The sequence below is a fragment of the Facklamia sp. P13069 genome, from assembly GCF_050409405.1.
In the GTDB taxonomy this organism is placed as follows: Bacteria; Bacillota; Bacilli; order Lactobacillales; family Aerococcaceae; genus Facklamia.
The window spans coordinates 38,684-63,435 of the sequence record NZ_JBNUPN010000002.1; the positions used below are offsets into that span (position 1 = coordinate 38,684).

At 38.7% G+C, this 24,752-nt stretch carries 23 protein-coding genes and 1 riboswitch; of the genes, 2 read left to right on the forward strand and 21 right to left on the reverse strand.

Annotation, left to right across the window (positions count from 1 at the left end):
* Position 1: 1 nt before the first annotated feature.
* A complete protein-coding gene (gene clpX / locus ACQV2T_RS00905) occupies positions 2–1,246 on the reverse strand; it encodes an ATP-dependent Clp protease ATP-binding subunit ClpX (protein WP_428875885.1) in 1,245 nt (414 codons plus the stop codon).
* 113 nt (positions 1,247–1,359) lie between these two features.
* A complete protein-coding gene (gene tig / locus ACQV2T_RS00910) occupies positions 1,360–2,640 on the reverse strand; it encodes a trigger factor (protein ID WP_428873629.1) in 1,281 nt (426 codons plus the stop codon).
* Positions 2,641–2,850: 210 nt separating this feature from the next.
* Here tig and recU point away from each other — a divergent pair, with 210 nt between their 5' ends.
* Positions 2,851–3,453, forward strand: a complete 603-nt coding sequence (gene recU / locus ACQV2T_RS00915) for a Holliday junction resolvase RecU (protein ID WP_428873701.1) — start codon at positions 2,851–2,853, stop codon at positions 3,451–3,453.
* Positions 3,454–3,482: 29 nt separating this feature from the next.
* Positions 3,483–5,954: a transglycosylase domain-containing protein gene (locus ACQV2T_RS00920; protein ID WP_428892005.1), complete on the forward strand. Its 2,472-nt coding sequence runs from the start codon at positions 3,483–3,485 to the stop codon at positions 5,952–5,954.
* 117 nt (positions 5,955–6,071) lie between these two features.
* Here the strand turns inward: ACQV2T_RS00920 and ACQV2T_RS00925 are convergent, their stop codons facing one another.
* The 19 genes from ACQV2T_RS00925 to deoB all read right to left on the reverse strand — a co-directional run bounded on the left by ACQV2T_RS00925 (position 6,072) and on the right by deoB (position 24,745).
* Positions 6,072–6,800 (reverse strand): DnaD domain-containing protein, encoded by a 729-nt coding sequence (locus ACQV2T_RS00925; protein ID WP_428873703.1) that lies wholly within the window; start codon positions 6,798–6,800, stop codon positions 6,072–6,074.
* Positions 6,801–6,819: 19 nt separating this feature from the next.
* On the reverse strand, positions 6,820–8,118 hold the full coding sequence (asnS, locus tag ACQV2T_RS00930) for an asparagine--tRNA ligase (protein ID WP_428874784.1): 1,299 nt from the start codon (positions 8,116–8,118) through the stop codon (positions 6,820–6,822).
* A 15-nt stretch (positions 8,119–8,133) separates the two neighbouring features.
* Positions 8,134–8,610, reverse strand: coding sequence for a hypothetical protein (locus tag ACQV2T_RS00935; RefSeq protein ID WP_428893118.1), 477 nt, complete (start codon positions 8,608–8,610; stop codon positions 8,134–8,136).
* 36 nt (positions 8,611–8,646) lie between these two features.
* The gene (locus ACQV2T_RS00940; RefSeq protein WP_428884810.1) at positions 8,647–11,181 is read right to left on the reverse strand and encodes a 3'-5' exonuclease; all 2,535 of its coding nucleotides are present in this window, start codon (positions 11,179–11,181) and stop codon (positions 8,647–8,649) included.
* Between the two features lie 26 nt (positions 11,182–11,207).
* Positions 11,208–12,422 carry a CCA tRNA nucleotidyltransferase gene (locus ACQV2T_RS00945; RefSeq protein ID WP_428893119.1) on the reverse strand — a complete coding sequence of 405 codons (1,215 nt, stop codon included), beginning with the start codon at positions 12,420–12,422 and terminating at the stop codon, positions 11,208–11,210.
* 4 nt (positions 12,423–12,426) lie between these two features.
* Complete coding sequence (locus ACQV2T_RS00950; RefSeq protein WP_428873708.1) at positions 12,427–12,957, reverse strand: YpiB family protein; 531 nt, start codon at positions 12,955–12,957, stop codon at positions 12,427–12,429.
* Positions 12,958–12,990: 33 nt separating this feature from the next.
* Complete coding sequence (locus ACQV2T_RS00955) at positions 12,991–14,187, reverse strand: tetratricopeptide repeat protein (RefSeq protein WP_428873709.1); 1,197 nt, start codon at positions 14,185–14,187, stop codon at positions 12,991–12,993.
* Between the two features lie 160 nt (positions 14,188–14,347).
* Positions 14,348–14,623: an HU family DNA-binding protein gene (locus tag ACQV2T_RS00960; protein ID WP_428873710.1), complete on the reverse strand. Its 276-nt coding sequence runs from the start codon at positions 14,621–14,623 to the stop codon at positions 14,348–14,350.
* A 132-nt stretch (positions 14,624–14,755) separates the two neighbouring features.
* Positions 14,756–16,069 (reverse strand): ribosome biogenesis GTPase Der, encoded by a 1,314-nt coding sequence (der, locus tag ACQV2T_RS00965; RefSeq protein ID WP_428873711.1) that lies wholly within the window; start codon positions 16,067–16,069, stop codon positions 14,756–14,758.
* 98 nt (positions 16,070–16,167) lie between these two features.
* Positions 16,168–17,448 carry a 30S ribosomal protein S1 gene (gene rpsA, locus ACQV2T_RS00970; protein WP_428873767.1) on the reverse strand — a complete coding sequence of 427 codons (1,281 nt, stop codon included), beginning with the start codon at positions 17,446–17,448 and terminating at the stop codon, positions 16,168–16,170.
* 351 nt (positions 17,449–17,799) lie between these two features.
* Positions 17,800–18,465, reverse strand: coding sequence for a (d)CMP kinase (cmk, locus tag ACQV2T_RS00975; protein WP_428893120.1), 666 nt, complete (start codon positions 18,463–18,465; stop codon positions 17,800–17,802).
* Positions 18,466–18,526: 61 nt separating this feature from the next.
* The gene (locus ACQV2T_RS00980; RefSeq protein WP_428873713.1) at positions 18,527–19,129 is read right to left on the reverse strand and encodes a LysM peptidoglycan-binding domain-containing protein; all 603 of its coding nucleotides are present in this window, start codon (positions 19,127–19,129) and stop codon (positions 18,527–18,529) included.
* Between the two features lie 148 nt (positions 19,130–19,277).
* Positions 19,278–19,907 (reverse strand): ECF transporter S component, encoded by a 630-nt coding sequence (locus ACQV2T_RS00985; protein ID WP_428876360.1) that lies wholly within the window; start codon positions 19,905–19,907, stop codon positions 19,278–19,280.
* 104 nt (positions 19,908–20,011) lie between these two features.
* A riboswitch (FMN riboswitch) is annotated at positions 20,012–20,133 on the reverse strand.
* Between the two features lie 47 nt (positions 20,134–20,180).
* Positions 20,181–20,906, reverse strand: coding sequence for a pseudouridine synthase (locus ACQV2T_RS00990; RefSeq protein WP_428893121.1), 726 nt, complete (start codon positions 20,904–20,906; stop codon positions 20,181–20,183).
* Positions 20,907–20,915: 9 nt separating this feature from the next.
* On the reverse strand, positions 20,916–21,497 hold the full coding sequence (scpB, locus tag ACQV2T_RS00995) for an SMC-Scp complex subunit ScpB (RefSeq protein ID WP_428873717.1): 582 nt from the start codon (positions 21,495–21,497) through the stop codon (positions 20,916–20,918).
* Positions 21,490–22,254 carry a segregation and condensation protein A gene (locus tag ACQV2T_RS01000; RefSeq protein WP_428881868.1) on the reverse strand — a complete coding sequence of 255 codons (765 nt, stop codon included), beginning with the start codon at positions 22,252–22,254 and terminating at the stop codon, positions 21,490–21,492. Before ACQV2T_RS01000 ends, scpB begins: the two co-directional genes overlap by 8 nt.
* On the reverse strand, positions 22,254–22,685 hold the full coding sequence (locus ACQV2T_RS01005; protein WP_428873719.1) for a hypothetical protein: 432 nt from the start codon (positions 22,683–22,685) through the stop codon (positions 22,254–22,256). Before ACQV2T_RS01005 ends, ACQV2T_RS01000 begins: the two co-directional genes overlap by 1 nt.
* A gap of 86 nt (positions 22,686–22,771) precedes the next feature.
* On the reverse strand, positions 22,772–23,569 hold the full coding sequence (locus ACQV2T_RS01010) for a purine-nucleoside phosphorylase (protein ID WP_428874794.1): 798 nt from the start codon (positions 23,567–23,569) through the stop codon (positions 22,772–22,774).
* Between the two features lie 9 nt (positions 23,570–23,578).
* Positions 23,579–24,745: a phosphopentomutase gene (gene deoB / locus ACQV2T_RS01015; RefSeq protein WP_428873721.1), complete on the reverse strand. Its 1,167-nt coding sequence runs from the start codon at positions 24,743–24,745 to the stop codon at positions 23,579–23,581.
* Positions 24,746–24,752: the final 7 nt, after the last annotated feature.

Consider the following 24,752-nt stretch of genomic DNA (forward strand, 5'->3'; position numbering starts at 1 on the left):
TTTATTTGCTTATCTTGCGATTACTCTTATTATAATAAGTGGCGCGACTTTTGCCCAATACCGTGTCTTTTGTGACCTTGATGCGTGAAATATCTTCTCTTTGTGGTACTTCAAACATAATATCTAACATAGTGTTTTCTAAGATTGACCTTAAACCACGCGCTCCAGTGTCGCGAATAATAGCCTGGTGAGCAATTTCTTCCAAGGCCGCTTCTTCAAACTCTAGTTTGACATCTTCCATTTCTAAAAGACGTTGGTATTGTTTAACCAAAGCGTTCTTAGGTTGGGTTAAGATACTGACTAAATCTTCTTGTGATAATTGATCCAAGACCGTTAAGATGGGCAATCGTCCAATGAATTCGGGAATTAAGCCGAATTTAAGCAAGTCTTCTGAACTGGCTAATTGCATGATATTCTCATCACTATGTTGTCGATGAGTATCCGTACCAAAACCAATTACTTTAGAGCCTAAACGTTCTTTAATCGTAGTTTCAATGCCAGCAAAGGCTCCACCTACAATAAAGAGAATTTGCGAGGTGTCGATTTGAATATAATCTTGGTTAGGGTGCTTACGCCCTCCCTTAGGTGGGATATTGGCTACCGTTCCTTCTAAAATTTTAAGCAGAGCTTGTTGGACACCTTCACCTGAAACATCACGGGTAATCGAGGTGTTTTCAGATTTTCGTGCAATCTTATCGATTTCATCCACATAAATAATCCCTTTTTGAGCACGTTCAATATCATAATCAGCAGCTTGTACTAATTTCAGTAAAATATTTTCAACGTCTTCCCCCACATAGCCTGCTTCGGTTAGGGTGGTAGCGTCCGCTATGGCAAAAGGAACATTTATAATGCGAGCCAAGCTCTGGGCTAAGTAGGTTTTACCCGAACCGGTCGGACCGATAATACAGATATTAGACTTTTGCAATTCGACATCATCGTCATCAAGGGCTTTAAAGTTGATGCGCTTATAATGATTATAAACTGCCACGGCTAAAGATTTCTTAGCTTGATCTTGGCCAATCACATATTGGTTTAGTTGATCAACAATCTCTTGCGGTTTTAACACTTTAACTGGTTCTTGCTCTTTTTCAAAGCGCATCTCTTCTTGAATGATTGATTGGCATAAATCAACACATTCGTTACAGATGAAAACATCTGGTCCAGCAATAATCTTATCGACTTCATCTTGTGATTTACCACAAAACGAGCAGTAATAATCATTGATATTTGTAGTCTTTCCCATGTTTCCTCCTTTTTGGTCTTACTTACTTAAATAAGACTAAAAAGGGACGCAAAAGTCACTTTAAAATCAGACTGTTGCGATCCCTCTTTTGTTATTTCTTCTATTTTAGTATCCTATTTTTCTTCAACAGAGTCAACAATTAAGCTCATGGCTTTCTTCAAGCGAATATCAGACTTCAACATATCTTCAGTCACATATTGTTTCACTTGATCAGTTGGCATTCCGTATTGACTGGCTAATAATTCAATTTCCTTATTAACTTCTTCTTCATTGACATCAATCTTTTCTTTTGCAACGATTGCTTCTAAGACTAAGTTCGTTTTAGTTCTTAGGTCTGCTTCTTCTGCAAACTGTTCATGGAGATCTTCACGAGTGCTACCAGAAATTTGGTAATAGAGATCTTCGTTAATTCCTTGACGCTTCAAGTTGTTTAAGAAGTGATCCATTTGACGGTGGATTTCTTCGTGAACCATTGCTTCAGGCATTTCGACGATTTCAGCATTTTCAACCGCTTGACGTAATGCTAAATCTTCAATGACCTCTTTAGCTTGCTTTTCTTTTTCTTCTTCTAATTGAACACGTACTTTATTACGCAATTCGTCCAAGCTTTCTACTTCGTCATCTGCATCTTTAGCAAATTCATCATCGAATTCTGGTAATTCTTTTGCTTTTACTTCGTGAACACGCACTTTGAACATAGCGTCTTGACCAGCCAGTTCCTCCGCATGGTATTCTTCAGGAAAAGTAACTTTAACTTCTACATCATCACCAGGTTTAGCACCTACTAGTTGATCTTCAAAGCCAGGAATGAATGAATTGGAACCTAATTCTAAGGAATGGTTTTCACCTTTACCCCCTTCGAATGGTTCCCCGTCGCGAAAACCTTCATAGTCGATTACGACAGTATCGCCTTCAACCGCTGCATCTTCTTTAACAACTAATTCTGCTAATTGTTGACGCTTTTCTTCTAAGCGCTTTTCTACATCTTCATCGCTTACCTGGCGGTCTTGTTTTTCTACTGTTAAGCCCTTGTATTCACCTAATTTAACTTCTGGTTTTAAGGTAACTTTGGCAGTAATAACCCATGGCTTCCCTTTTTCCATTGATTCAATATCAATTTCAGGTTGAGTAACCGCTTCAATCTCTGCTTCTTCCACAGCTTGTTGATAGGCGCCTGGGATTAATTGGTTTAATACTTCTTCATATAATGAAGCTTCACCATAAACATTGTTGAAGATTTGACGTGGTACTTTCCCTTTACGAAATCCAGGTACAGAGATATTTTTACGTACTTTATTGTAAGCTTTATCTAAGCCTTTGTTGATATCTTCTACTGGAATTTCAAATGTTAAAACTCCTTCATTGATAGAGCTTTTTTCAAATTTAATTGTCATAATTATTCTTCCTCCAAGACTAGTATATAATTTACATACCCATACATTTTAACGAAATTCCCTGCTTTTGTAAACACCAAATCAATATTACCAATAAAGTCTAATAAAATTCATTTTTTGTTGTTAGACTAGGTCTTAGAATAAGTCTGAATTGAAACTAGGTATCTGACTAAAAATTCGCTATAATAAGACTTATTGAGGAGTGAGTCCATGTTTAATTATCCTGCAGGACAAGGTCCGCGTTTTAAATTTAAAAGGAAAGAAATAACATCCAAACAAAAAACACAATACGGTAGTCGAGGGATGTCCTTTGAAGAAATGATCAATCAGAGTAATGCTTATTATTTAAACCGGCAACTGGCGGTCATTCATAAAAAGCCAACACCAGTGCAGATTGTCAAAGTCGATTACCCCAAACGATCAGCCGCCCGTATTACTGAAGCCTATTTTCGTCAGGCCTCTACCACTGACTATAATGGTGTCTATCTGGGCAGGTATATTGACTTTGAGACTAAGGAAACGCGTAACAAGACCTCTTTCCCTTTATCCAATTTACATGACCATCAAATCGAACATATGAAGCTTTGCTTCCAGCAAGGAGGCATCGTCTTTTTGTTGATCTACTTTAGGGTACACGATGCAATCTATCTGATTCCCTATCCCCTGCTTGAAAATTTCTTGCAAAAAAACCAAAAGCAAAGCATCCCTTATAGTTTTATTCAAGCCCATGCTTATGCTTGTCCCCAAGGCAAATTTCCTATTTCAGTCGATTATTTAAGTGCCTTGGATGCCTACTTAGAAGAAGTCAAATAAAAAGTCTCTAATAGAAACGAGGAATAAATATGGTGACAGGAAGTCGCGTAGAAAGAAAAAAATATCATCAACAACATCCCCCTAAGAGATCAAAAACAAATTTCATGACCTGGTTCAAGCGCATTGTCATAATAGGCCTGTCTTTAGGTCTACTTACTTTAATAGCTGGTGCTGGTCTCTTTACTTATTATGCCATGTCAGCCCCTGAGATTGACCAAGACGATTTAACTGGTCAAGTCTCTTCTAAAGTCTTTGATAATAGAGGTAATTTGGTCAAAACCCTAGGTGGTAAGAACCGCGATCTAATGACAGCCGATCAAGTCCCTGAAGTCTTAAAACAAGCGGTCTTAGCCATTGAAGATGCGCGCTTTATGGAACACAAAGGAGTTGACCCTATCCGAATTGTAGGGGCGGCCATAGCCAACCTTAGAGCGGGTGACATTCGCCAAGGTGGTTCTACCATTACTCAACAGTTGGTCAAATTATCGGTTTTTTCCACTAAATTTGAAGATCAAACCTTAGAAAGAAAGGCCCAAGAAGCATGGTTGTCCTTGAAGTTGGAGCAAGAATATTCCAAAGAAGAAATCCTCTCTCTCTATCTCAATAAATTGTTTTATTCTAACAATGTTTATGGGGCTAAAACAGCTGCTCGGTCTTTCTTTGATAAAGACTTAAAAGATCTGACTCTAGCAGAAGCTGCTCTTTTGGCTGGATTACCGCAAGCCCCTACGCAGTATGATCCCTATCTTTATCCTGAAGTCGCCCAAGAGCGTCGGGATACCGTCTTACAGGTCATGCTCAAACGTCAAATGATTAGTCAGGCTCAATATGATGAAGCTGTGGCTATTCCAGTGGCTTCCATGCTGTCTCCTTTAAATGATGACACCCTTAGTGAAATGGACTTAATAGTCGATGCCTATATCGATGTAGTCGCTCAAGAAGTTCAAGATAAAATGAACTTAAATGTCTATACGGATGGTCTAGAAATTTACACCAATCTCGATATAGACGCTCAAAAATATCTCTATCAAACGGTTCAAGATGCTAATGGCAATCTCTTCCCTAATGATGAAATGCAAACAGCTGTTTCTATCATCAATGTCGATAATGGACAGCTCACCGCCCTATCCGGTGGACGTAACCAAGAAGTGGCTATGGGACTTAACCGCACAGCCACCCTTAACCGCAGTATCGGTTCCACTATGAAACCGTTAGCCGATTATGGACCAGCGATTGAATACCTCAATTATTCAACTGGCCAAACGGTCGTTGATGAACCTTACACTTATACCTCGGGGGATGAAATTTATAATTATGATAGAGACTACAAGGGAAAACAAACACTTAGAGAAGCCTTAGTAGGTTCACGTAATATCCCGGCCTTGAAACTCTTACAAGAAGTGGGCTTAGACAAGTCTTATTCCTTCCTACAAAAGATGGATATAAATATTAAGAACAATAACCAACGCGAATTAGTCGAATCCAATGCCATTGGGGGTGAAATGACGCCCATTCAATTATCGGCTGCCTATGCGACTATTGCTAATTATGGTAACTATCATAAACCCTATACCGTTAACAAAGTCGTTACTCAAGCAGGAACCATTCAAGAATTTCAAGCGGAAAGTCGTCAAGCTATGAAAGACTCTACTGCTTATATGTTAGTGGATATCTTAAAGGGTGTTCCTGGAACCTTTGCTGAAAAAGCGGGCGTCAATGGTCTCTACCATGCTGGTAAGACCGGAACAACCAACTATTCCGACCAACAAAGAACGGAAATTGGCATTGATCCACAAAGTTTTGCTGCACCCGATGCTTGGTATGCTGGTTTTACTCCGCAATATGCCATTGCCACTTGGGTGGGCTATGATGATCCTTATAAGGCTGGTAATCAATTGAGCTATCAGGATTCACTTATTCCACAGCTGATTTACAGCCAGATGATTCAATATCTGATGCAAGAAGTCCCGATAGCTGATTGGCAAAAACCAGACTCGGTCGAAGTAGCTGAAATTGAAAAATATACCCAGCCACTGCAAAAACCAAGTCCCCAAACACCTGCCAATATGCGGTCAAATGAACTCTTTGTAAAAGGTAGTCAACCGACCCAGATTTCACCTGTTTATAAAGTATTAGCTTCACCAAGTGGTTTCGATGCGGAATACAATGAAGAGACTGAAGAAATTGAAGCCAAGTGGGAACCATTAACCATTCAAGCTAGCTTTGAGTTAAGACTGAATGGTGAAATCGTCTATTCAGGAACAGATACTGAATTTAAAGTTCCAGCACCTGCTCCTGGCTATTATGAATTAGGCTTACGCATTGTCGATGGCCATTCTGCCTCTGATCAATTAATTATTACCTTTGATTTATCTGTCGAAGAAACGACTACTAGTGAAGAAACTACCTTAGAAATTAGCGAAACGACTCTGGCTCCAGATCCTAATCCATCTGATCCAGAAGACAAACTGAATACTGTCGAAAGTATTGGCGGACCTTAGAAATTTAGGCTCCTATTCAAAAGCTTCATCCTCCCTATATAGGAAGATGAAGCTTTTATTTGTACAAAATAAAGCCTAGCTGTTCGATAAATCTCACCGATCAGCTAGGCGGGTTCTTTAGTCCTTGTTATGCCATTTTAAAATGGGTATTTTAAATTTGGATGTTTGATTGGGTTTTTCTGATTGAATACTTTGATTACGGTGGTTGTATTGCTTGCTTGCCACTATAGCCTCATCTACAGTATGAATGTTTTGTTCTTGCCAATTCAGCAGTATGCGGTCAATATACTTTAGATTAAAGACTTGACGAATAGACGCTTCTTTAAGTGCTTGATAGACTAGATCTGGCTGATAACCATCCTTTTGAATCCATTGGTAGAGCGTTTCTAATTCTACACTTGAAAGTGAACGGCCGAATGCTTCTTCAAAGACTTGAATCAATTGTCCGGCCTTAACTTTCTGATCAGCTTGAACTTGTTTATTGGACAGAGCTTCTGTCTGACTTGTTTTTTGGTCAGCCACTAATTGATCTAACTTATCAAACAAGGGACGCAAGGTATAATGGTCCGTTTGTTTACCCTCTTCATCTGGTACTAATTCAATATTAAGATAGTTCTTATCTAACAAGGAATTGAGTGTTTCGTAGAGAAGGTCACTCTCCCAAGCAAATTGATTGGATAAGTTTATAATAGTATCTGCAGATTGGGACTGATTAATTTGCTTCAAGAGATAAGTAATAAATAAAAATTCATTTGAATTAAGGCCTAGTTGACCAAAGTGATCAATCAAAAGATTCGGTACCATGGTGTAACCCGTTTTCATCCAATCATAAACTGAGTTTGCCATTGGTCCAACTCCTTACATTTTATGGGTAGAGACGGTTTAACAAACGTGGGAATGGTGATGTTTCACGGATATGTTCAATACCAGAAATCCAAGCAACAGCTCTTTCAAGACCTAAACCAAAACCAGAACAGGGCACATTACCATATTTTCTTAGATCGAGATACCAGGCATAAACGGCTGGATCTAAATTAAAGGCCTTAATATTCTCTGCTAAAGTCTCATAATCGTCGATCCTTTGTGAACCACCAATAATCTCGCCATAACCTTCTGGCGCTATCATATCGGCACATAAAACGGTTTCTGGGTTGTCAGGATTGACTTTCATATAGAAAGGTTTGATAGAGCGTGGCCAGTTGACAATGAAGACTGGTTGTTCATGTTGGTTAGCAATAAAAGTCTCGTGTGGTGAACCGAAATCATCGCCCCACTCAATATCATCAAAACCATTATCTTTTAATAATTGAACGGCCTCAGTGTATTCAATACGTGGATAAGGAACTTGAGTATACTTTTCAAGCACATCAATATCACGCCCTAGTGTTTCCAAGGCCATGCTGCAGTTGTCAATCGTATTACGTACCAAGTAAGCCACATATTCTTCTTGGACTTTTAAGCTTTGTTCGTGGTCGGTAAAGGCCATTTCAGGCTCCATCATCCAGAACTCAATCAGGTGACGGCGAGTTTTAGATTTTTCCGCTCTAAAAGTTGGTCCGAATGAGAAGACTTTACCAAAGGACATAGCGGCTGCTTCCATATATAATTGACCAGATTGAGAAAGATAAGCATCTTCTTCAAAATACTTAGTGTGGAACAGTTCAGTGGTTCCTTCCGGTGCTGACCCAGTTAGAACGGGTGGGTCAATCTTAATGAAGCCACGGTCATTATAGAATTCATAAGTTGCACGGATAATTTCGTTACGAATTTGCATAATGGCATGCTGGCGACTAGAACGCAACCATAAATGACGGTGATCCATTAAAAAGTCTGTCCCGTGTTCTTTAGGTGTAATTGGATAGTCATGACTTTCGCCGATCACTTCCACTGAATGAACTAAAAGTTCATAGCCTAAAGCAGAACGGTCGTCAGCTTGAACAGTTCCGATTAGTTTTAGACTTGATTCCTGCCCCAAGCTCTTAACAGTATCGAATACTTCATCTCCCACTTCAGCTTTTAAGACGATTCCTTGGAAGTAAGTCTTGCCGTCACGTAGTTGTAAAAAGGCAATTTTACCGGAAGAGCGTTTGTTTGTTAACCAAGCGTTAATTTGTACTTTTTGGTTTAAGTGTGATGCCGCTTGGTTCATTGTGATAGTTTCCATTTATTTTCCTCCTACTTATATGTTTGATATGGTTTGAATCCACTTGCCGGTCTTGGCAGAGAGTAGAAAATAAGTGATGGTGTTGTTGTCATTCTTTAAAGTCATTTCCCAGACAGGTTCCGATTGATAAAGACCTAAGCGAGCTTGCATAATCTTTGGCTCTTCAATTTGGCTAGCTGTCACGGATTTTGCTTCTTCTTCAGTAAATAATTCGTTCACTGAATAGTAATGAATGTCTCCACCTTCTCGTTCAATAATAGCATAGTGTTGCTGATTATTCTCGTCAAAAAAATCAAGAGCAAAGGTTGCTTGATCAATGGTGGTCCAATAAAAATTATTAACCTTTTCTACCGCATAATCATATGTCACTAAAGCGATTGCTTCTTCTTGAGCCAAGTTATAAGCTGTCTGACTTTTCATAAAAACAGCTAATAAGGCTATCATGATTGACAAGGTGATGACTGTCAAGATTGAAACTGTCCGTTTACTCATAAGTTTCTATGCTTCCCCTCTAAAATATTCTATTCCTTATTGTAAATTAAATTCTACCAGATGTTCAAGCTTCTGTCTGATTTCTTTAGAATAATATTTGGTAAAGACACGATCGTCTAACAAACAGAAATTTTGACAGTTAAAGTGGCGGTCTAAATAGTCGAAAGCAATGGCAAAATCGACTAGCATTCGATCGATTAATAAGTGATCAAAGATTAGTTCGAACGGCAGATTCAAGTGGTCTGCTAATGCTAAAATATAAGCATCTTCTAACGATCTAAAAGGTAAGCGCAGCCAGAATATATGGCAAGGTCGCTTATCTAACAGCCAGTTTTCATTTAAGAGCGACTGCCATTGAATGACTAAAATGGTATCACAATCATCCATAGCCAACCGTCTGATTTTATTTAAGGATCCAGATACATGTTGACCCAACAATCGAACTTGTTCTTGATCTTTTAACTTGCCTTTTATTTGGCGATAAACATCAATAGCTTGCTGGCGATTGTTTACAATAATCAGACTTAAGGGTGGCAGCTGATCAGCTTCAATGCTTTCAAGCAAGTTTTCACCGATTAAGCGACCTTGCTCTTGATTTCTTTGAGAATCTTGACTTTTTTTAGCAATCCAATCGAATGGTACGTCAATGACTAACTTTTCCATTGGTTGTGGTAATTGCAAGTAGTTGTATAGATCGAGTCCTAACTGATAATAACTCCCGCTATTTAAGCGAAAATGTAGATCCCCTGGACTAAAGAGTAGGACTTGTTGAAAGCTTTCAAAGGCATGTTGATATTCTTGAACTAAACGAATGGGTTTCCATGTCAGTTGGAATTGATAATAACGATCTTCTATTTGGCTGACACGAATAGTTAAATAACCTTCGGACTGACTAATTTTAGCTTGAAAGTTGTCTAAATTATTTAAAAAGGCCTGTAGGTGCAGCATTTTTATCTTAAGATGATGTGGCTTGCTTGCTAAAAGATCTTTTAATGCTTGTTCTTGAAGCAGTGTTTTTAAAGCCTTATGCATTTGCTGTTGAATGCTTAAGATAGCTCGAGTAGTTGACAAGGACACCTTGACTTCTCTGCTGGACTCCCGCTCAACCGCTCGGAAGTGGTGATTTTGAATTTCACTTTCTAAAAGATTCAATACTTGCCGGATTAGATTAATTAAATGATCCATTCTTAAGATTGAAGCTTGAATAGCAGCATGCGTTCGATCCTGATGATATAAGATATCCAAGACTTGTTGGCACAAAATTAAGAGTTGACTATAAGCCAACTGTATTTGGTGGAAAAAGGACAATTGTCTGCTTAATAGACTGAGATTATCACACACTAGGAGCTGCTGTTTACTAAAACTGCCCTCTTGACTCGCTTCTTCCATCAAATAGCTGGTTTGAGTCAGTACGACTGCTTGTTTATCATGATTGGATAAAGCTTTTTGGTAAAAATAGGAGGCTCGATAATTCGGATAAAGCCCATGATTAAAGCGATTAATTTGATCGCTAATCTTCAATTCTTGGTTCATTTCCATCAGTAAGCCTGTTTGGGTCTCTTCTAGCCAGACTAAGGTTGAAGCAATCACTAAAATTTCTTGCTGATTTAATTGAGAAATCACCACTTGATCAAGGTAGCGTTTAAAATGATCTAAATGTAAATATTGACTCGGTCTCAATAAGTAAGAAAAAGGGATTTCTTCTTGCTTGAAGAAAGTAGCCCATTCTTCGAGAGCCGATTGACTAGAAACAGCTAATACCAGCGAAGACTTATTTTTAGCTAAAACTTCAAGCAACCAATATTTTACCACTAGTGGATCAATTGGCCGCCATTGTCCTTCTACTACTAATCGATTTGTAGTCTGCATTTTTTCTAACAACCAATTAATTTGAGCTTTTGCTTTCGTACTTAGAAGATTTTCTTGATCAAATGGTGGTTTTTTATCTAATTGAGTGTCTGCTGCTTGATTGAGTATGAATTGCTGCGGTTGTTGAAAGAAAATAATTTCCTGCTTATCTAAAGCCTGAGCTAAATCCAATAAGAGGGTTTGTGTCTTACTAGGCAGTTGCATCCACTTGCTAGCCATCGCATTTAGTATTTTTGCGGTTATTTTGGCATCTGCTAAAGCTTGATGTGCCTGGTTAAAGGGAATGTCTAAATAGAAGCTTAAATCTGTTAAATTGAATCCTGTGGCCTGAGGGAAGATAATTTTAGCTAACTTGACGGAATCGATGGCCAAAGGGTTAAAATCATAGCCACACGCTTGGAAATGGTGTTGCATAAAGGTCAAGTCATGGTTGAGATTATGCGCTACAAAAAGACAACCTTCTAAACGCTTGAACCATAAGTTTGCAACTGATTCAAAAAGAGGTGCTTGATCAACCTCTTCTTGTGAGATACCGGTTAATTGTTGGATGTTTTGTGGGACCTCACGTTCAGGATTAATCAGCATTTCATATTGACCAATGATTTGACCTTGATCAATAAGAACCGCCCCAATTTGAATAATTCGGTCTCCACTGTCTAGACGTGGTCCGGTTGATTCGAGGTCGACGATGGCATATTTCATGAAGTCCCTCCTCTCTTTTAATATATTTATTGGTCTTTGAGCCAGTCAATAATGGCAGCGGTTTGATTAGTTAATTCTCCTCTAATAACCTTTGCTTCGATTTGATCGAGCAATTGTCCAATCACCGGCCCACCTTTTGCCATTTTAAGTGCTTGCATAATTTGCTTACCATTAATGGCTAGTTCTTGCCGCTTTCTAATAGGTAAATTACTTATTAAAGCTTCTATTTCTTTTTTGGTAGCCATTTGATCAGTGATTTCTAAATAAGTATTCATTTGATCAATCACTTCTTGAGCATAGCCATAGACGGTTTCGATGGTGAAGGTCTGCTGGCTAATTTCATGGTCAAGCTTTAAAAAAGCGACTACTTGATTCATTAAACGATTAGATAAGGTCCACTGCTTCATCAAGTGTCTTTGAGTCTTTTCTTCATTAATTTCCATTCCCTTTAATAGCAAGGACCAAGTGATAAGTGGACTAAGGCCTGCTTGTCCTGTTGTTTGATTTACCAAGTAAGTCAAACCTTCTACATAATCAAATTGATTGGCTTGAGGGAAAGCTTGGTCTAGCTTAGCCTTTTTAAAGGATGAAATGGTTTGTGTTAAATAAGGCCCTGCCATCATCTTTTCTAATTCAATGCGGATGCGTTCAATGGAAATTTTAGACAGATTGCTAGCTAATTGGCACATGGCTTGGAAAGTTTTTTCTTCTAATTGAAAGCCTAACTGAGAGGCAAAACGAATGCCACGCATGATTCTTAAGGCATCTTCTTGAAAACGTTCCAATGGCTCGCCGACAGCCCTCAGCAACTTATCTTTCAAATCTTGATAGCCCCCATGAAAATCATATAAATTGCCCTTGGCGTCTACTGCCATGGCGTTGATCGTGAAATCTCGTCTCAGAGTATCTAACTCAAGATTTCTGACAAATTCTACATGGTCGGGCCTTCGATAATCCGAATAAGTCGATTCGGTACGGAAAGTAGTTATTTCATAAGAGTTTCCTTGATATAAAACCACAATGGTGCCATGTTGGATGCCTACATCAAAGTGTTTGGGAAAGATGGTTTGAATTTCTTGAGGAAAGGCGGAAGTCGCAATGTCAATATCCCCTATTGATTTTTCTAATAGCACATCGCGAATGGCCCCTCCAACAAAATAAGCCTCATAGCCATGAGACTCAATTTTTTTTAATACAGGAATAGACGCTTGAAAAAGCGAATCCTCTAAAGATATTTGCATGCTATCACTCCAAACCGGATTGAAATTGATCAAGCCATTGCTCAATTTGATCGTAATTATTTGTTTCTAACGCACCGTCAATCTTTTCCATGATCATTTGTTTATAAGCTTGGCGACTAATTTGATGTAAGCTTTGATTGACTTGATCTAAAGCCTTCATTTGGATGGGGACAAATGGATTTTCTTTTAAAAGACCTCTTTGCATCGCCTCTAGTTGATAATCGGCTAAATCAAACTCTATGTAAAAGCTTTGACCCTTTTTAAGTGAGTTCAACCGAAAATCGTGAAAGGCTTGATCAATCTGATGGTAGATATAATCTTCTTTATAATAGACCAAGGGGGGCTCTTGCAAGGGGGGATAGGATATCTTTATTCCTCTTGGAGCATAGATGACATCATGCGAAAACTCAACCCATTGCAGCTCACTAGGCCTCATTTGTAAATAGGCTAAAAAAATCATTATCTCGCGATTGGGATGAGGATGGTTGAGAATCATCCAATTTAAAAATAAGTGTTTATCTTGAATATTTTCCATGGTCTTACCTCCCTCATGAGTTTTTAAGATTGACTAGAGATTGGACAATTGCTGGATCATGTCAGGTAAATCTTTAGCAAGAACTTGTTGATCCCATGCTAGATCTAAATAAGCCTTAGCTTGCTCTTTTTGTCCTTGATGAAATAAGATTTTGCCTTTTAAATAGGCCAAGAGTGACTCGTCAATGGCTTGTAAATCAAATTTTTCCATAAACAAGTTTGCCTGTTGATAGTCTTTTTGATCAAGATAATAAGCCACATAGGCCGAGAGAACTAAGAATTGATCCTCAGCATTATCCAATAAAGGGTAGTAATCCTCCAATAATTGAATGAGCTTGGCTGTAAAGACTCCCATTCGATCAGCCAAACGCAGGCAATCCATAACCACTCCATCATATGGAGGTAGGCTTTTTAATAGTTGATCTAACTGATTGGCAAATCGGCTAGTTTCTTGTAGATAGGTTAAATTTTCTAATTGTAAGAGTCTTAATTCAAAATGGTCGGGATCGATTTGAAGGCCTAACTCGCAGAAATGATTTGATCGATTGAAATCATTAATTTGGGCATAAAAATGCGCCAATAAATAACATTCATCAGCTGTTTCAATCGTCAAATCTTCATTATCTTGATCAAATAATGCACTGATTTTTTCAGTGTCGATTCTCTCACTACTTAAATAAAGGGCTAAGAGATCTGTTCGCCATTGGCGCCTTAAAGAATCATCCTCTGAGATAAAATATTCCATTAAGGTCTCAAGATAGTAGATTGCTTTTTCATTAATAGCCTGCATGCGATAGAATTCACTCATTTGATGATAAGCTCGATAATCTCTTGGATGGTCGTTAATGATAGCTTGTAATTCTTTGCGCGCTTCATTTAAGTGTCCTAGCTTAAGATTGACATCCGCTAGCAATAAGCGACCTTCTAGGTCCAAGTCTTGCTTATCGACTTTATCCAACCATTGATAAGCCCTGTCATATTGACTAACTGCGGAATAACTATACCCTAAAAGAAAAGCTAACACTGAGGACGGAAATTTTTGATAAAGAGCTTCATAAGCTTGAATCTGCAGATGTCGGTAGCCTGATTGACCCCAAAAAGCCATTCGGTCTAATATTTGCGCTAAAAAAGCTTCATCCATTCCATCCATTCTTTTTAAATGGCGTTTAAAGAGCTTATATTGCTCCTCAATCTGATTAGTAGACTCCATTAAGCTGAAAAAATTATCCATTTTGGTTCCCTCCATGTCTAGCCTATTATACCATGCTAGACAAAGACAACCAAATAGATCATCCCTTTGAATCTATTTTCATATTACTATTAGAGGATAAAGACTGCTAAATAAAAAAGTGATGAAAGCCAGAAACTTTCATCACCAATCTAATGCTTAATTATTTAACTGCCTCTTTTAAAGCTTTACCAGCTTTGAAGCCAGGAACTTTAGTGGCTGCAATCTCAATTTCTTCACCAGTTTGTGGGTTGCGTCCTTTACGAGCTGCACGATCGCGAACTTCGAAAGTTCCGAAACCAATAATCTGAACTTTTTCACCTTCAGATAAAAATTCTTGAACTGATTCGAATAATGCTTCAACAGTGGCTGTTACATCTTTCTTTGTTAAGTTAGTTTTTCCAGCTACACGTTCTACTAATTCTGCTTTATTTGCCATTAATAAATCTCCTCCTTTATTTCTATAGATTGGAAAATAATCATCTGTTGATTATTTCTTGTATAGAATAACATAACATCAAGGTTAAGACAACGAATTGACCTTGATTTTACAACAAAATCTTCCTATCTCTTAATTTCGATTACGAATAATTAGATTGAGCGGTGTACCGTCAAAATAAAAGGAATCACGCATCCTGTTCTCTAAGAATCTTACATAAGAGAAGTGCATTAATTCTGTATCATTAACAAAGACGACAAAGGTTGGTGGATTGACAGCCACTTGAGTCATATAATAAATCTTAAGCCGACGTCCCTTATCAGTGGGTGTAGGGTTCATGGCAATCGCATCCATCAAAACGTCATTCAAGACCGAAGATTGAATGCGACGATAGCGGTTTTCATAGATTTCTTCCAAAATAGCCGGTAGTTTCTCTAAGCGTTGGCCCGTCTTGGCAGAAACGAAAAGAATGGGCGCAAAAGATAAGTATTGGAATTCATTCCGGATATCATCGGTAAATTTCTCAAATAATTTGTCGGTCTTATCGACGGCATCCCATTTATTGACTAAAATAACCATGCCCTTATTGGCTTCAAAAGCGTATCCTGCTACCCTCTTATCCTGTTCACGAATGCCAGTCTCTGCATCGATTACTAGACAGACAATGTCTGAACGGTCAATGGCTGATAAGGCTCGCATGACAGAATATTTTTCGGTATTTTCATAAACCTTGCCTCGCTTACGAATACCTGCTGTGTCGATTGCTGTAAAATGGCGTCCAGATTGACTAACAAAATCGGTATCGACTGCTTCACGGGTTGTTCCCTCAATATTGGATACAATCACACGTTCTTCTTGTAATAAGGCATTAACCAGGCTAGACTTGCCGACATTTGGCCGTCCAATAAAAGAAAAACGAATGCGTTCGCGATCATCTGCATCCGGACTATCGGCTGGGAAGTGCGAAACTAATTGGTCTAATAAATCCCCTGTTCCGGTTCCGTGCGAAGACGATATGGGATAGGGATCGCCATGACCTAAAGCATAAAATTCATAGACTTGCTGCCTTTGTTCTGGATTGTCCGCCTTATTGACTGCTAAAACCACCGGTTTATTGGTGCGGTGTAAATAATGGGCTATGGCTTCATCCGCATCGGTGACGCCTTCTCGACTTGAGGTCATAAAAATAATAACGTCAGCTTCTTCCATTGCAATTTCAGCTTGATATTTAATTTTATGCATGAGGGGTTCATCACTCATATCAATACCCCCGGTATCAATCAGACGAAACTCACGACCTAACCATGATCCTGTTGCATAAATTCGATCACGCGTCACCCCTTCATAATCGGCTACAATCGAAAGACGATCGCCAATTAAGCGATTAAATAAGGTGGACTTACCGACATTCGGTCGGCCCACAATAGCCACTACTGGTATTTCCATACTTTCACCTCCATAAATTAAAAACCAATTGTTTCTTCCATTAAGCTAATCAGCAAAATGGAAGAAACAATTGGAGTAAGTAATGTTATTAGAATCGATTACTCAGCATCGTCTTGTAAAGACTTGAATGCATCGCCTAACATGTCACCCAATGTGAAGCTTCCTTCATTGGCTGCATCATTAATTGAGTTAGTGTTTTGACGGGCTTGGTTAGAACGGTTAGCTGTTTGATTATTTGTATTACGGTTTCTTCTTGGACGACGTGGACGATCTGAATCATTTGATTCTTGACGTTCGCGACGAACTGGCTCTTCGTAACCTTCAGGCTTGTCTAATAAAGCTTTAATGGAAAGGGATAATCTTTGAGCTTCTGCATCTGTTGAAAGAACTTTCACTTCAACTTCTTGGCCTTCAGTTAAACGATCTTGAGGAGTTTCAATATGCTCATGAGCAATTTGAGAAATATGTACTAAACCTTCAACACCAGGGAATACTTCCACAAAGGCACCAAAGTTAGTTAAACGTTTAACAGTTCCTGTATGTACAGAACCTTCTGGTGCTTTTTCTTCAATATTTTCCCAAGGTCCTTCTAAGGTATCCTTGATTGAAAGTGAAATACGTCCTTCTTCCTTGTCGATTGACAAGATTTTAACTTCAATTGTTTCACCAACAGTTAATTTATCACTTGGATGTTTAACGTGTTCGTGAGCGATACGGCTGATGTGAACCAATCCGTCAACGCCACCTAAATCGATGAAAGCACCGAAGTTAGTTAGACGAGCTACTTTACCTTCTACAACTGTATTTTCTTCTAATTCTTCCATGCGTTGAGCACGTTCAGCTTCACGTTTTTCACGTGCAATTTCTTTATGAGATAAGATTAAACGGTTGTCGTTTTCATCAATTTCAATAATCTTGAACTCTAATGTTTGACCCTTATAAGGTGAGAAGTCATCCACAAAGAAATCTTCTACCATTGAAGCTGGTACAAATCCTCTAACGCCAGCGTCAACTACTAAACCACCCTTAACAACATCTTTAACAGGTGCTTCAATTGTTTCGCCATTTTCTGATTTTTCTTTTAATTCTGCCCACACTTTTTTAGCATCGACACGTTTTTTAGATAATAAGAAGTTACCATTTTCTTTATCTTGGATTGGCTTGATAACTACTAATTCGATTTCATCACCAATTGCTACAACTTCAGTAGGATCTTCAACGCGTGTTGCAGCTAGTTCGTTAGCTGGGATAACCCCTTCTAATCCACCACTGTTTTTAATTGCTACACGTACTTGATTATTTTCATCAAAAGCTAAAACATCACCGTAAACGGTATCGCCACTTTTAATATCTAAGACACTATCTAAAGCATCTTCCATTGTTTCAATAGTTTCTGAACCATTGCTTTCTTCTACTTGAGTAGTCTCAACCTCTTCCGTTGCTTCTACTTCTTCATTTACTTCATTATTCTCAACAAACTCTGACATTCTACCCGTTCCTCCTAAGCGTTACCTATAAAAATTGTTACTTACATAGAGTCTACTAATAGACACTATGCAAGCACTCTAAGAAACATTATAACAAAAGAAAGGGATATCGTCTAGCGAATATTGCGAATAAGGCCGATATTATCAATAAATTTATTATTACTGACTTTTATTCATTTAAACGAGATCTGATTATCTAGTTTCATCAAAATAAAAAAAGGCTCATCAGCCTCCTTTTTAAAATTATTTTATAGAATCGATATAGTCACTTAATTTTTCAACCACTTGATCAATGGATAAGTCTGAAGTATCCATTTCAATAGCATCTTCTGCTTTTTGCAAAGGACTGTGTTGACGATTGCTATCGTAGTGGTCGCGTTTAATAATCTCAGCTTCAATCTCTTCTAGGGATTGGGTCTCCATGCCCTTAGTTAGATTTTCTTCATAGCGTCTTTGAGCTCTTACTAGACTGGAAGCTACAAGATAAAACTTAAGACTGGCATCTGGTAGAACTACCGTGCCAATATCTCGTCCGTCCATCACCACTGCTTCTTCACTAGCTATAGCTTGTTGCTGCTTGACTAAGGCTTGTCTGACACTTAGATTAGCAGAAACCTTAGAAACATTTTGTGTCACTTCCACCGAACGAATTTCTTGACTGACATCATGCCCATTGATTAAAACTTTTTGTTGGTCACCATCCATTTCAAAAGAAATTTTGACTGCTTGTAAAATTTCTCCTAAACGATGGGGATCATTAATATTTATTTTATTTAGCAAACAAGCTAGAGTGATTGCGCGATACATAGCGCCAGTATCGATATATGTCAGTTGGTATTTTTTTGCGATAAGTTTAGCGACGGTTGACTTACCAGAAGCCGCTGGGCCATCGATTGCAATTGAAAACATTGGTTAATTCCTTTCTCATAAAAAGGCTGAGAATTAACTCAGCCTTAACCTTCTTATTCTTTTATGGAATGACGATTTGTGAGCCTGGCATCAAAGTACCGTCAATTGTAGTTCCGTTGGCAGCAGCTAAGTCATAAACATCAACACCATAAGCTTGAGAGATTGACCACCATGATTCACCCGCACTTACGGTATGGTAAGTTGACGCTGCTTGTGGTTGAGCAGAAGTCTCAACTGCTGGTTGAGTCGGTACAGGCGCTTGAGTCGTAGTTGTTGCTTCGATTTCACGCGTAACAGCTTCAGTAGTTGTTGTCTTCTCTTCTTTGGTTGTCGTTGCTTCTTCAGTTGTGCTCTTACTTAGAACAACCTGTTCAGCCGTTTTACTTTCTAAAGGCTTATCACTCTTTTGTGAGTCGATATAAGCATACAATGCAAACGGGAAAATCAAAGTGAAAATTAAGAAGAATAGCAAAGCGTTTGATAAAACGGTTGCTTCCTGCTTCGGTTGATTTCTAGCCGAGCGTGAAAATTGACGATTCTTGAAATTTTCATCCTCACCAAACTTATTGTTCCATGGGGCAGTAAATTTTTTGGTTTTTGCTTTTTCATTTAAACCTTGATCCTTATCTTCAGGTTGATCAAAGCGTTCGTTATCCTTTGCCATCAAGCTTCCTCCTACACTAATCGATATTAAGATATCTATTCATAGCAACAAACCTAAAAAGGCTAGGTTAGCATATGAGTCCAATTTCTTATATTATAGCAAACTCTAAACTTGATGCAAACACAATTGACCTAAAAAAGTAAATTACTTATTGCTGTTGTAATATTCTAGTAGCAGAACGGTAACCTTTTCCTATGTAACCATCATAGAAGTTAATGCGGCGACCCAATATGGTCTTCATTGATTTAATGACAAAAATTTGACCGACAACCATGATTAAGCCCTTGATTAAATTGAATGGCACAATGACAGATAGGATATAAGTCATATAATCATCAATGGGAAAGTTCATGACTTTGACATAAATAGGTAAAGCCAGATAGTAATTAAAGCAAGCCATGGAGAGAGTTAAACTAAAGACAAGACTAAGAGAGATTAAAGAAAATTTAATAGCTTGCCCTTTTTCTTTTAAATACTTCAAAATGAAGTGGCTTGGTAAAAACATGGCTAAGGTCGCTGTCATACTCATTAACATCCCAATCGGAATACCAGCTTCCCCTCCCTTAAGGATATAATTAACCAAATCACGAATGAAGGCCACGGCAACTAGGCCTTGTGGTCCGTAAATTAACATACCAATCAAGGCCATAAGATCCGAAAAATCAACCTTAAGAAAAGGTGCAAATGGCAAGATTGGGAAGTCAAAAAAACGTAGAACGACTGCCCAAGCTCCTAAAATGGCTAAAAGTGTGACTTTCTGAACTTTTCGATTCTTCATAATGATTCTCCTTTTTTTTACGTCTTTAGGAGGGTCCATTGATAAAAAAACCATCCACTCAAACTGAGAGGATGGTAGCCTAAATAAGCATAAACTTATCAATATCTTATCTTCTACCATCCAGACTTTACTGTCGGTACTGGAATTACACCAGTTCAACCTAGCCACAGCTAAGTTCGCGGACTCTACCGCCGGTCGGGAATTTCACCCTGCCCCGAAGACGTTATTTAATTTAAATGAATTATAGCATTTATCTCGGATTTAAGCAAGCTCTTATTCACTATCTAAAGCCATCTTACTTAATTTATCCACTTCAAAGGCAGTTAGCTCTCGCCACATACCCGGTTTCAAATTATCTAAGCCAAGAAAAGCGAAAGATTCGCGCTTCAATTTGAAGACGGGATAACCAATGGCTTCAAACATTTTCTTAACTTGATGGTTCCAGCCTTCATGGATGGTTAATTGGGCAACGGCTGTACGATTATCTTGATTGCTAGAAATGAGACGAGCTCTAGCTTTGGAGGTCTTTTGACCATCAATCATTACGCCCTTTTCTAATTGTCTTAATTCCTTAGCTGTAGGAATGCCACCCAATTTCGCAATATATGTCTTATCAATCTGATGCTTAGGATGCATCATCTGATTGGCAAAGTCACCATCATTGGTTAATAAGAGTAAGCCTGTCGTATCAAAGTCTAATCTGCCAATCGGATAGATACGTTCTTCAATACCATGGATTAAATCGGTAACCACCGGACGGCCCTTGTCATCAGCCACAGCTGAAATATAGTTTTTTGGCTTGTAAAGTAAGATATAGCGCGGTTCTTCCTTATAAATAGGCACCTCGTCTACTTCAATACGGTCATTGCTGGTGACTTTGGTTCCTAATTCACGAACCACTTGTCCATTTACTTTGACGCGACCTTCTTTAATCATGTCTTCACATTTGCGTCGACTGGCAACCCCTGCGTGAGCCATAACTTTTTGTAGTCTTTCCATAGTTCCTCCTTATTCTTCTTGATCAAATAAATTAATTTCCCATCTTTTTAATGAAAAAAGTTCTTCTGAAGCGGTTTGACTGTTGAGGGCTAAATCTTCAATAGGTGGTAGATCCTCTAAGGAAGATAGCGCAAAGTAATTGAGGAAGTAATCGGTGACTCCATAAAGTATGGGTCTACCAGGCGCTTCTAACTTACCTACCTCCTTAATGAGGTCTCGGCTGACTAATTTTTGTAACATGGCTTGGGAAGAAACGCCCCGAATTTCATCAATGGTCATGCGTGTAATCGGTTGACGGTAAGCTACGATAGCCAAGGTCTCAATAGCCGGTCGACTTAACTTTTGTTGCAGTGGCGATTGAGCAAAATTTTCAATCAAGGGGTCTAAGTCTGCTTGGGTTACATACAAGAAGCGTTCGCCAAATTGGACCAAATCAATTGGCGATAGTGGATGGTCTTTTAAAGTTTGCTGGACTTCTTCAATCATAGGCTTAATTTCTGTTGGTGAGAGATTTAAAAGAGCGGCTAACTCATTCAAGGTCACGCCTTCTTCCCCGGCAACAAAAATAATGCCTGCTATTTTTCTAAGCATAACCTTCCTCCCTCAAACGCAGTTCAATGCTATCTAGATAACTTTCTTGTTGAAAAACGAGAACTTGCTTACGGACCATTTCTAAAACAGCAATAAATGTGGCAATAATTTCTGGTCGAGAGCCATTCGATAAAAGAGACGAAAAAGCAATGGATTGATTAGGCTTAATGGATTGAAATTGTTGCCGAATGAATTGCATTTTGTCCGTCACTGAAACTTGATCATGATGAACTTCTTTTTCTTTAGGTTGTCTTTGTTCTTGCGCTTGCAAAACGCTCTTCAAACTGGTTTGTAATTGCTCTAGCGAAAGCTCACCTTCTTCTAAGGGAATAAAAGCTATAAAGTTTGAAAGATCTGCCGCTGGTCTTGAATAGTGCTTACTACGATCCACTTGCATATCTTCTAAGGTGTCCGCTACTAGCTGAAATTGTTGATAAATGAGCAGTTGCTGAACCAGACCACTCCGCGGATCTTGGTCTTCTAAATCACCATCCAATTCATCCGGTTCAATGGGAATTAAGAGACGACTCTTGATCTCTAATAGAGTGGCCGCCATCACTAAATATTCTCCGACCTTATCGAGGTCTAATTCCTGCATCTGGTCAATATAAGCCAAATATTGGTCAGTAATTTCCGTCATGGGTATATCGTTAATATCGACTTCTAACTCTTTAATTAGGTGTAAAAGCAAATCAAACGGCCCTTGAAAGGCCGTTAATTTAAGGGTTAAGTCTTGATTGGTTCGATCCTCTTGCATTAATTGGCTTCCCCTTCACTATTTGCTTTTATCTGCTGACGATATTTCTCAGCAAACTGGGCAATCATATCTTGGGTTTCTGATTGAATGGAACCTGAGATTTGAATTTGTGGAAACATATCTTTAAGTTCTTTGAACAATTGATAATCCACGGACTCTCCTTCAAAGGAAGGAATAACCGATATAAGGTGAACGATTATTGTCGAAAGATTTTCTTGGGGATCCGTTTCAACTTTACGCTGCTCAATACCGATTAAACCAACGAAGTTGCTTGTTTCAGGATCTTTATATAAGTAAAGGTCGAAACCTTCTTGGTCGCGATATTTAGTTAAAATTTCGCCTGCTTGAGCCATTTGATCTTCACCTTCGCAAGTTAAACTTAAGAGTCCTAAGACAACTTTTTCATTCTTATGCGTTGAATGAACTAGCATTTTTTGCGACCTCCTATCTCTAATTAGATTTCCTTGAGATATTACCATGCAAAGACTGAAATTTCAACTTAAAGCTTTACAAAGTCCTATATTTGTTCAATCACTTGATAAATTAATTGCTTAAATCGTGGTTTCACTTCTCTAGAAACAGCCATCACTTCTTGGTGGTTAAGTGTCTCCTGCATACCGGCTGCATAGTTGGTAATACAAGACACTCCCAAGACTTCCAGCCCAGCATGTCTTGCTACAATAGCTTCGGGAACAGTAGACATTCCCACTGCATCGCCCCCCATCAAACGAATGGCTCTAATTTCAGCTGGGGTCTCATAAGAAGGACCGGTCATCCATGCATAAACTCCCTCTTGTAAACTAAAACCTAAACTTTTAGCTGTTTGATGTAGCAATTGAATGCCTCTTTTACTATAAGTTTGACTCATATCAACAAAGCGCGGACCTTGTGGATTGTTTTTACCAATCAAAGGATTTTCGCCTGTAAAATTAAGTTGATCCTTGATGACCATTAGATCTCCAGGTTTAAAACTATTATTAACCCCACCGGCTGCATTTGTAAGAATCAAACTTTCGACCCCTAATTCTTTAAAAATCCGAATCGGAAAGGTGATTGTTTCAAGGTCATAGCCTTCGTAATAGTGAAAACGTCCTTGTAATGCTATTACTTTTTGTCCAGCTAGGCTGCCATAGACCAATTGACCAGCATGACCTTCAACAGTTGATACTGGAAAACTTGGGATAGCTTCATAAGGGATTTTAACCGGATTTTTAATTTCATCTGCCAAATCTCCTAAACCAGAGCCTAGAATTAAACCAATTCGAGGGGCTACCATACCGTGGTCTTTTAAATATTCTAAGGTTTTTTGATACATAATCTTCTCCTATTTTAATTGTGCTAAAAACGACTGTCCTTGATCTGTCTGTTTAACACCAAAGTTATCAGAAATAGTGGCCGCGATATCAGCAAAGTGCTGCGCTTGTAGTTCACTTGCCGCTTTAAACTTTTTAGAATAGGCCAATAAAGGCACATATTCACGGGTATGATCGGTTCCCTTATAAGTCGGATCATTACCATGGTCGGCTGTGATTAATAACAAGTCCTCTTCATTCATGGCTTGAATTAGTTCAGGAATGCGGGCGTCGAAGTCTTCTAAGGCTTGACCATAGCCTTGAGGGTCACGACGGTGACCATATTTGGCATCGAAGTCCACTAAGTTGGTGAAGGATAGACCTTCAAAATCTTCCCCCATGACCTTGAGTAATTGATCGACACCGTCCATATTGGACTTAGTGCGAATCGCTTGAGTAATACCCGCTCCATTAAAGATGTCATTAATTTTGCCCACTGCAATGACCGATTTGCCGTCATCTTTTAAGAAATCAAGGGTCGTTTTGCCAAAGGGATCCAAGGCATAGTCATGACGATTGCTGGTTCTTTCGAAATTACCTATTTGACCGACATAAGGTCGGGCAATAATCCGACCAATCATGTAAGGATCTTCCAGAGTAATCTCACGGGCATATTCACAGACCTTGTAAAGTTCTTCTAAAGGAATGACTTCTTCGTGAGCAGCAATCTGTAAAACAGAATCGGCTGATGTATATACAATTAATGCTCCCGTTTCTAATTGCTCGGGTCCTAATTCTTTAATAATTTCGGTTCCAGAAGCCACCTTATTCCCAATTACCTTACGCTTAGCAAATTTTTCTAATTTTTCAATCAACTCTTGTGGGAAACCAGCTGGAAAGACTCTAAAGGGCTGGTCGATATAAAGACCCATCATTTCCCAGTGGCCAGTCATGGTGTCTTTACCAGCTGAACGTTCTTGTAATTTAGTCCAGTAGGCGGAAGTTTGATCGACGGCTTCTACCCCTTTGATGGTGTCAATTTTACCCAGACCCATTTGAGCCATATTTTTTAAGTTTAAATCAAAGTTTTCGGCAATGTGGCCTAAGGTGTGAACGTTAGAGTCTCCAAATTCTTCTGCATCGGGTGCTTGTCCAATTCCGACAGAGTCCATAACGATTAAGTGTATTCTTTTAAACATTTTATTT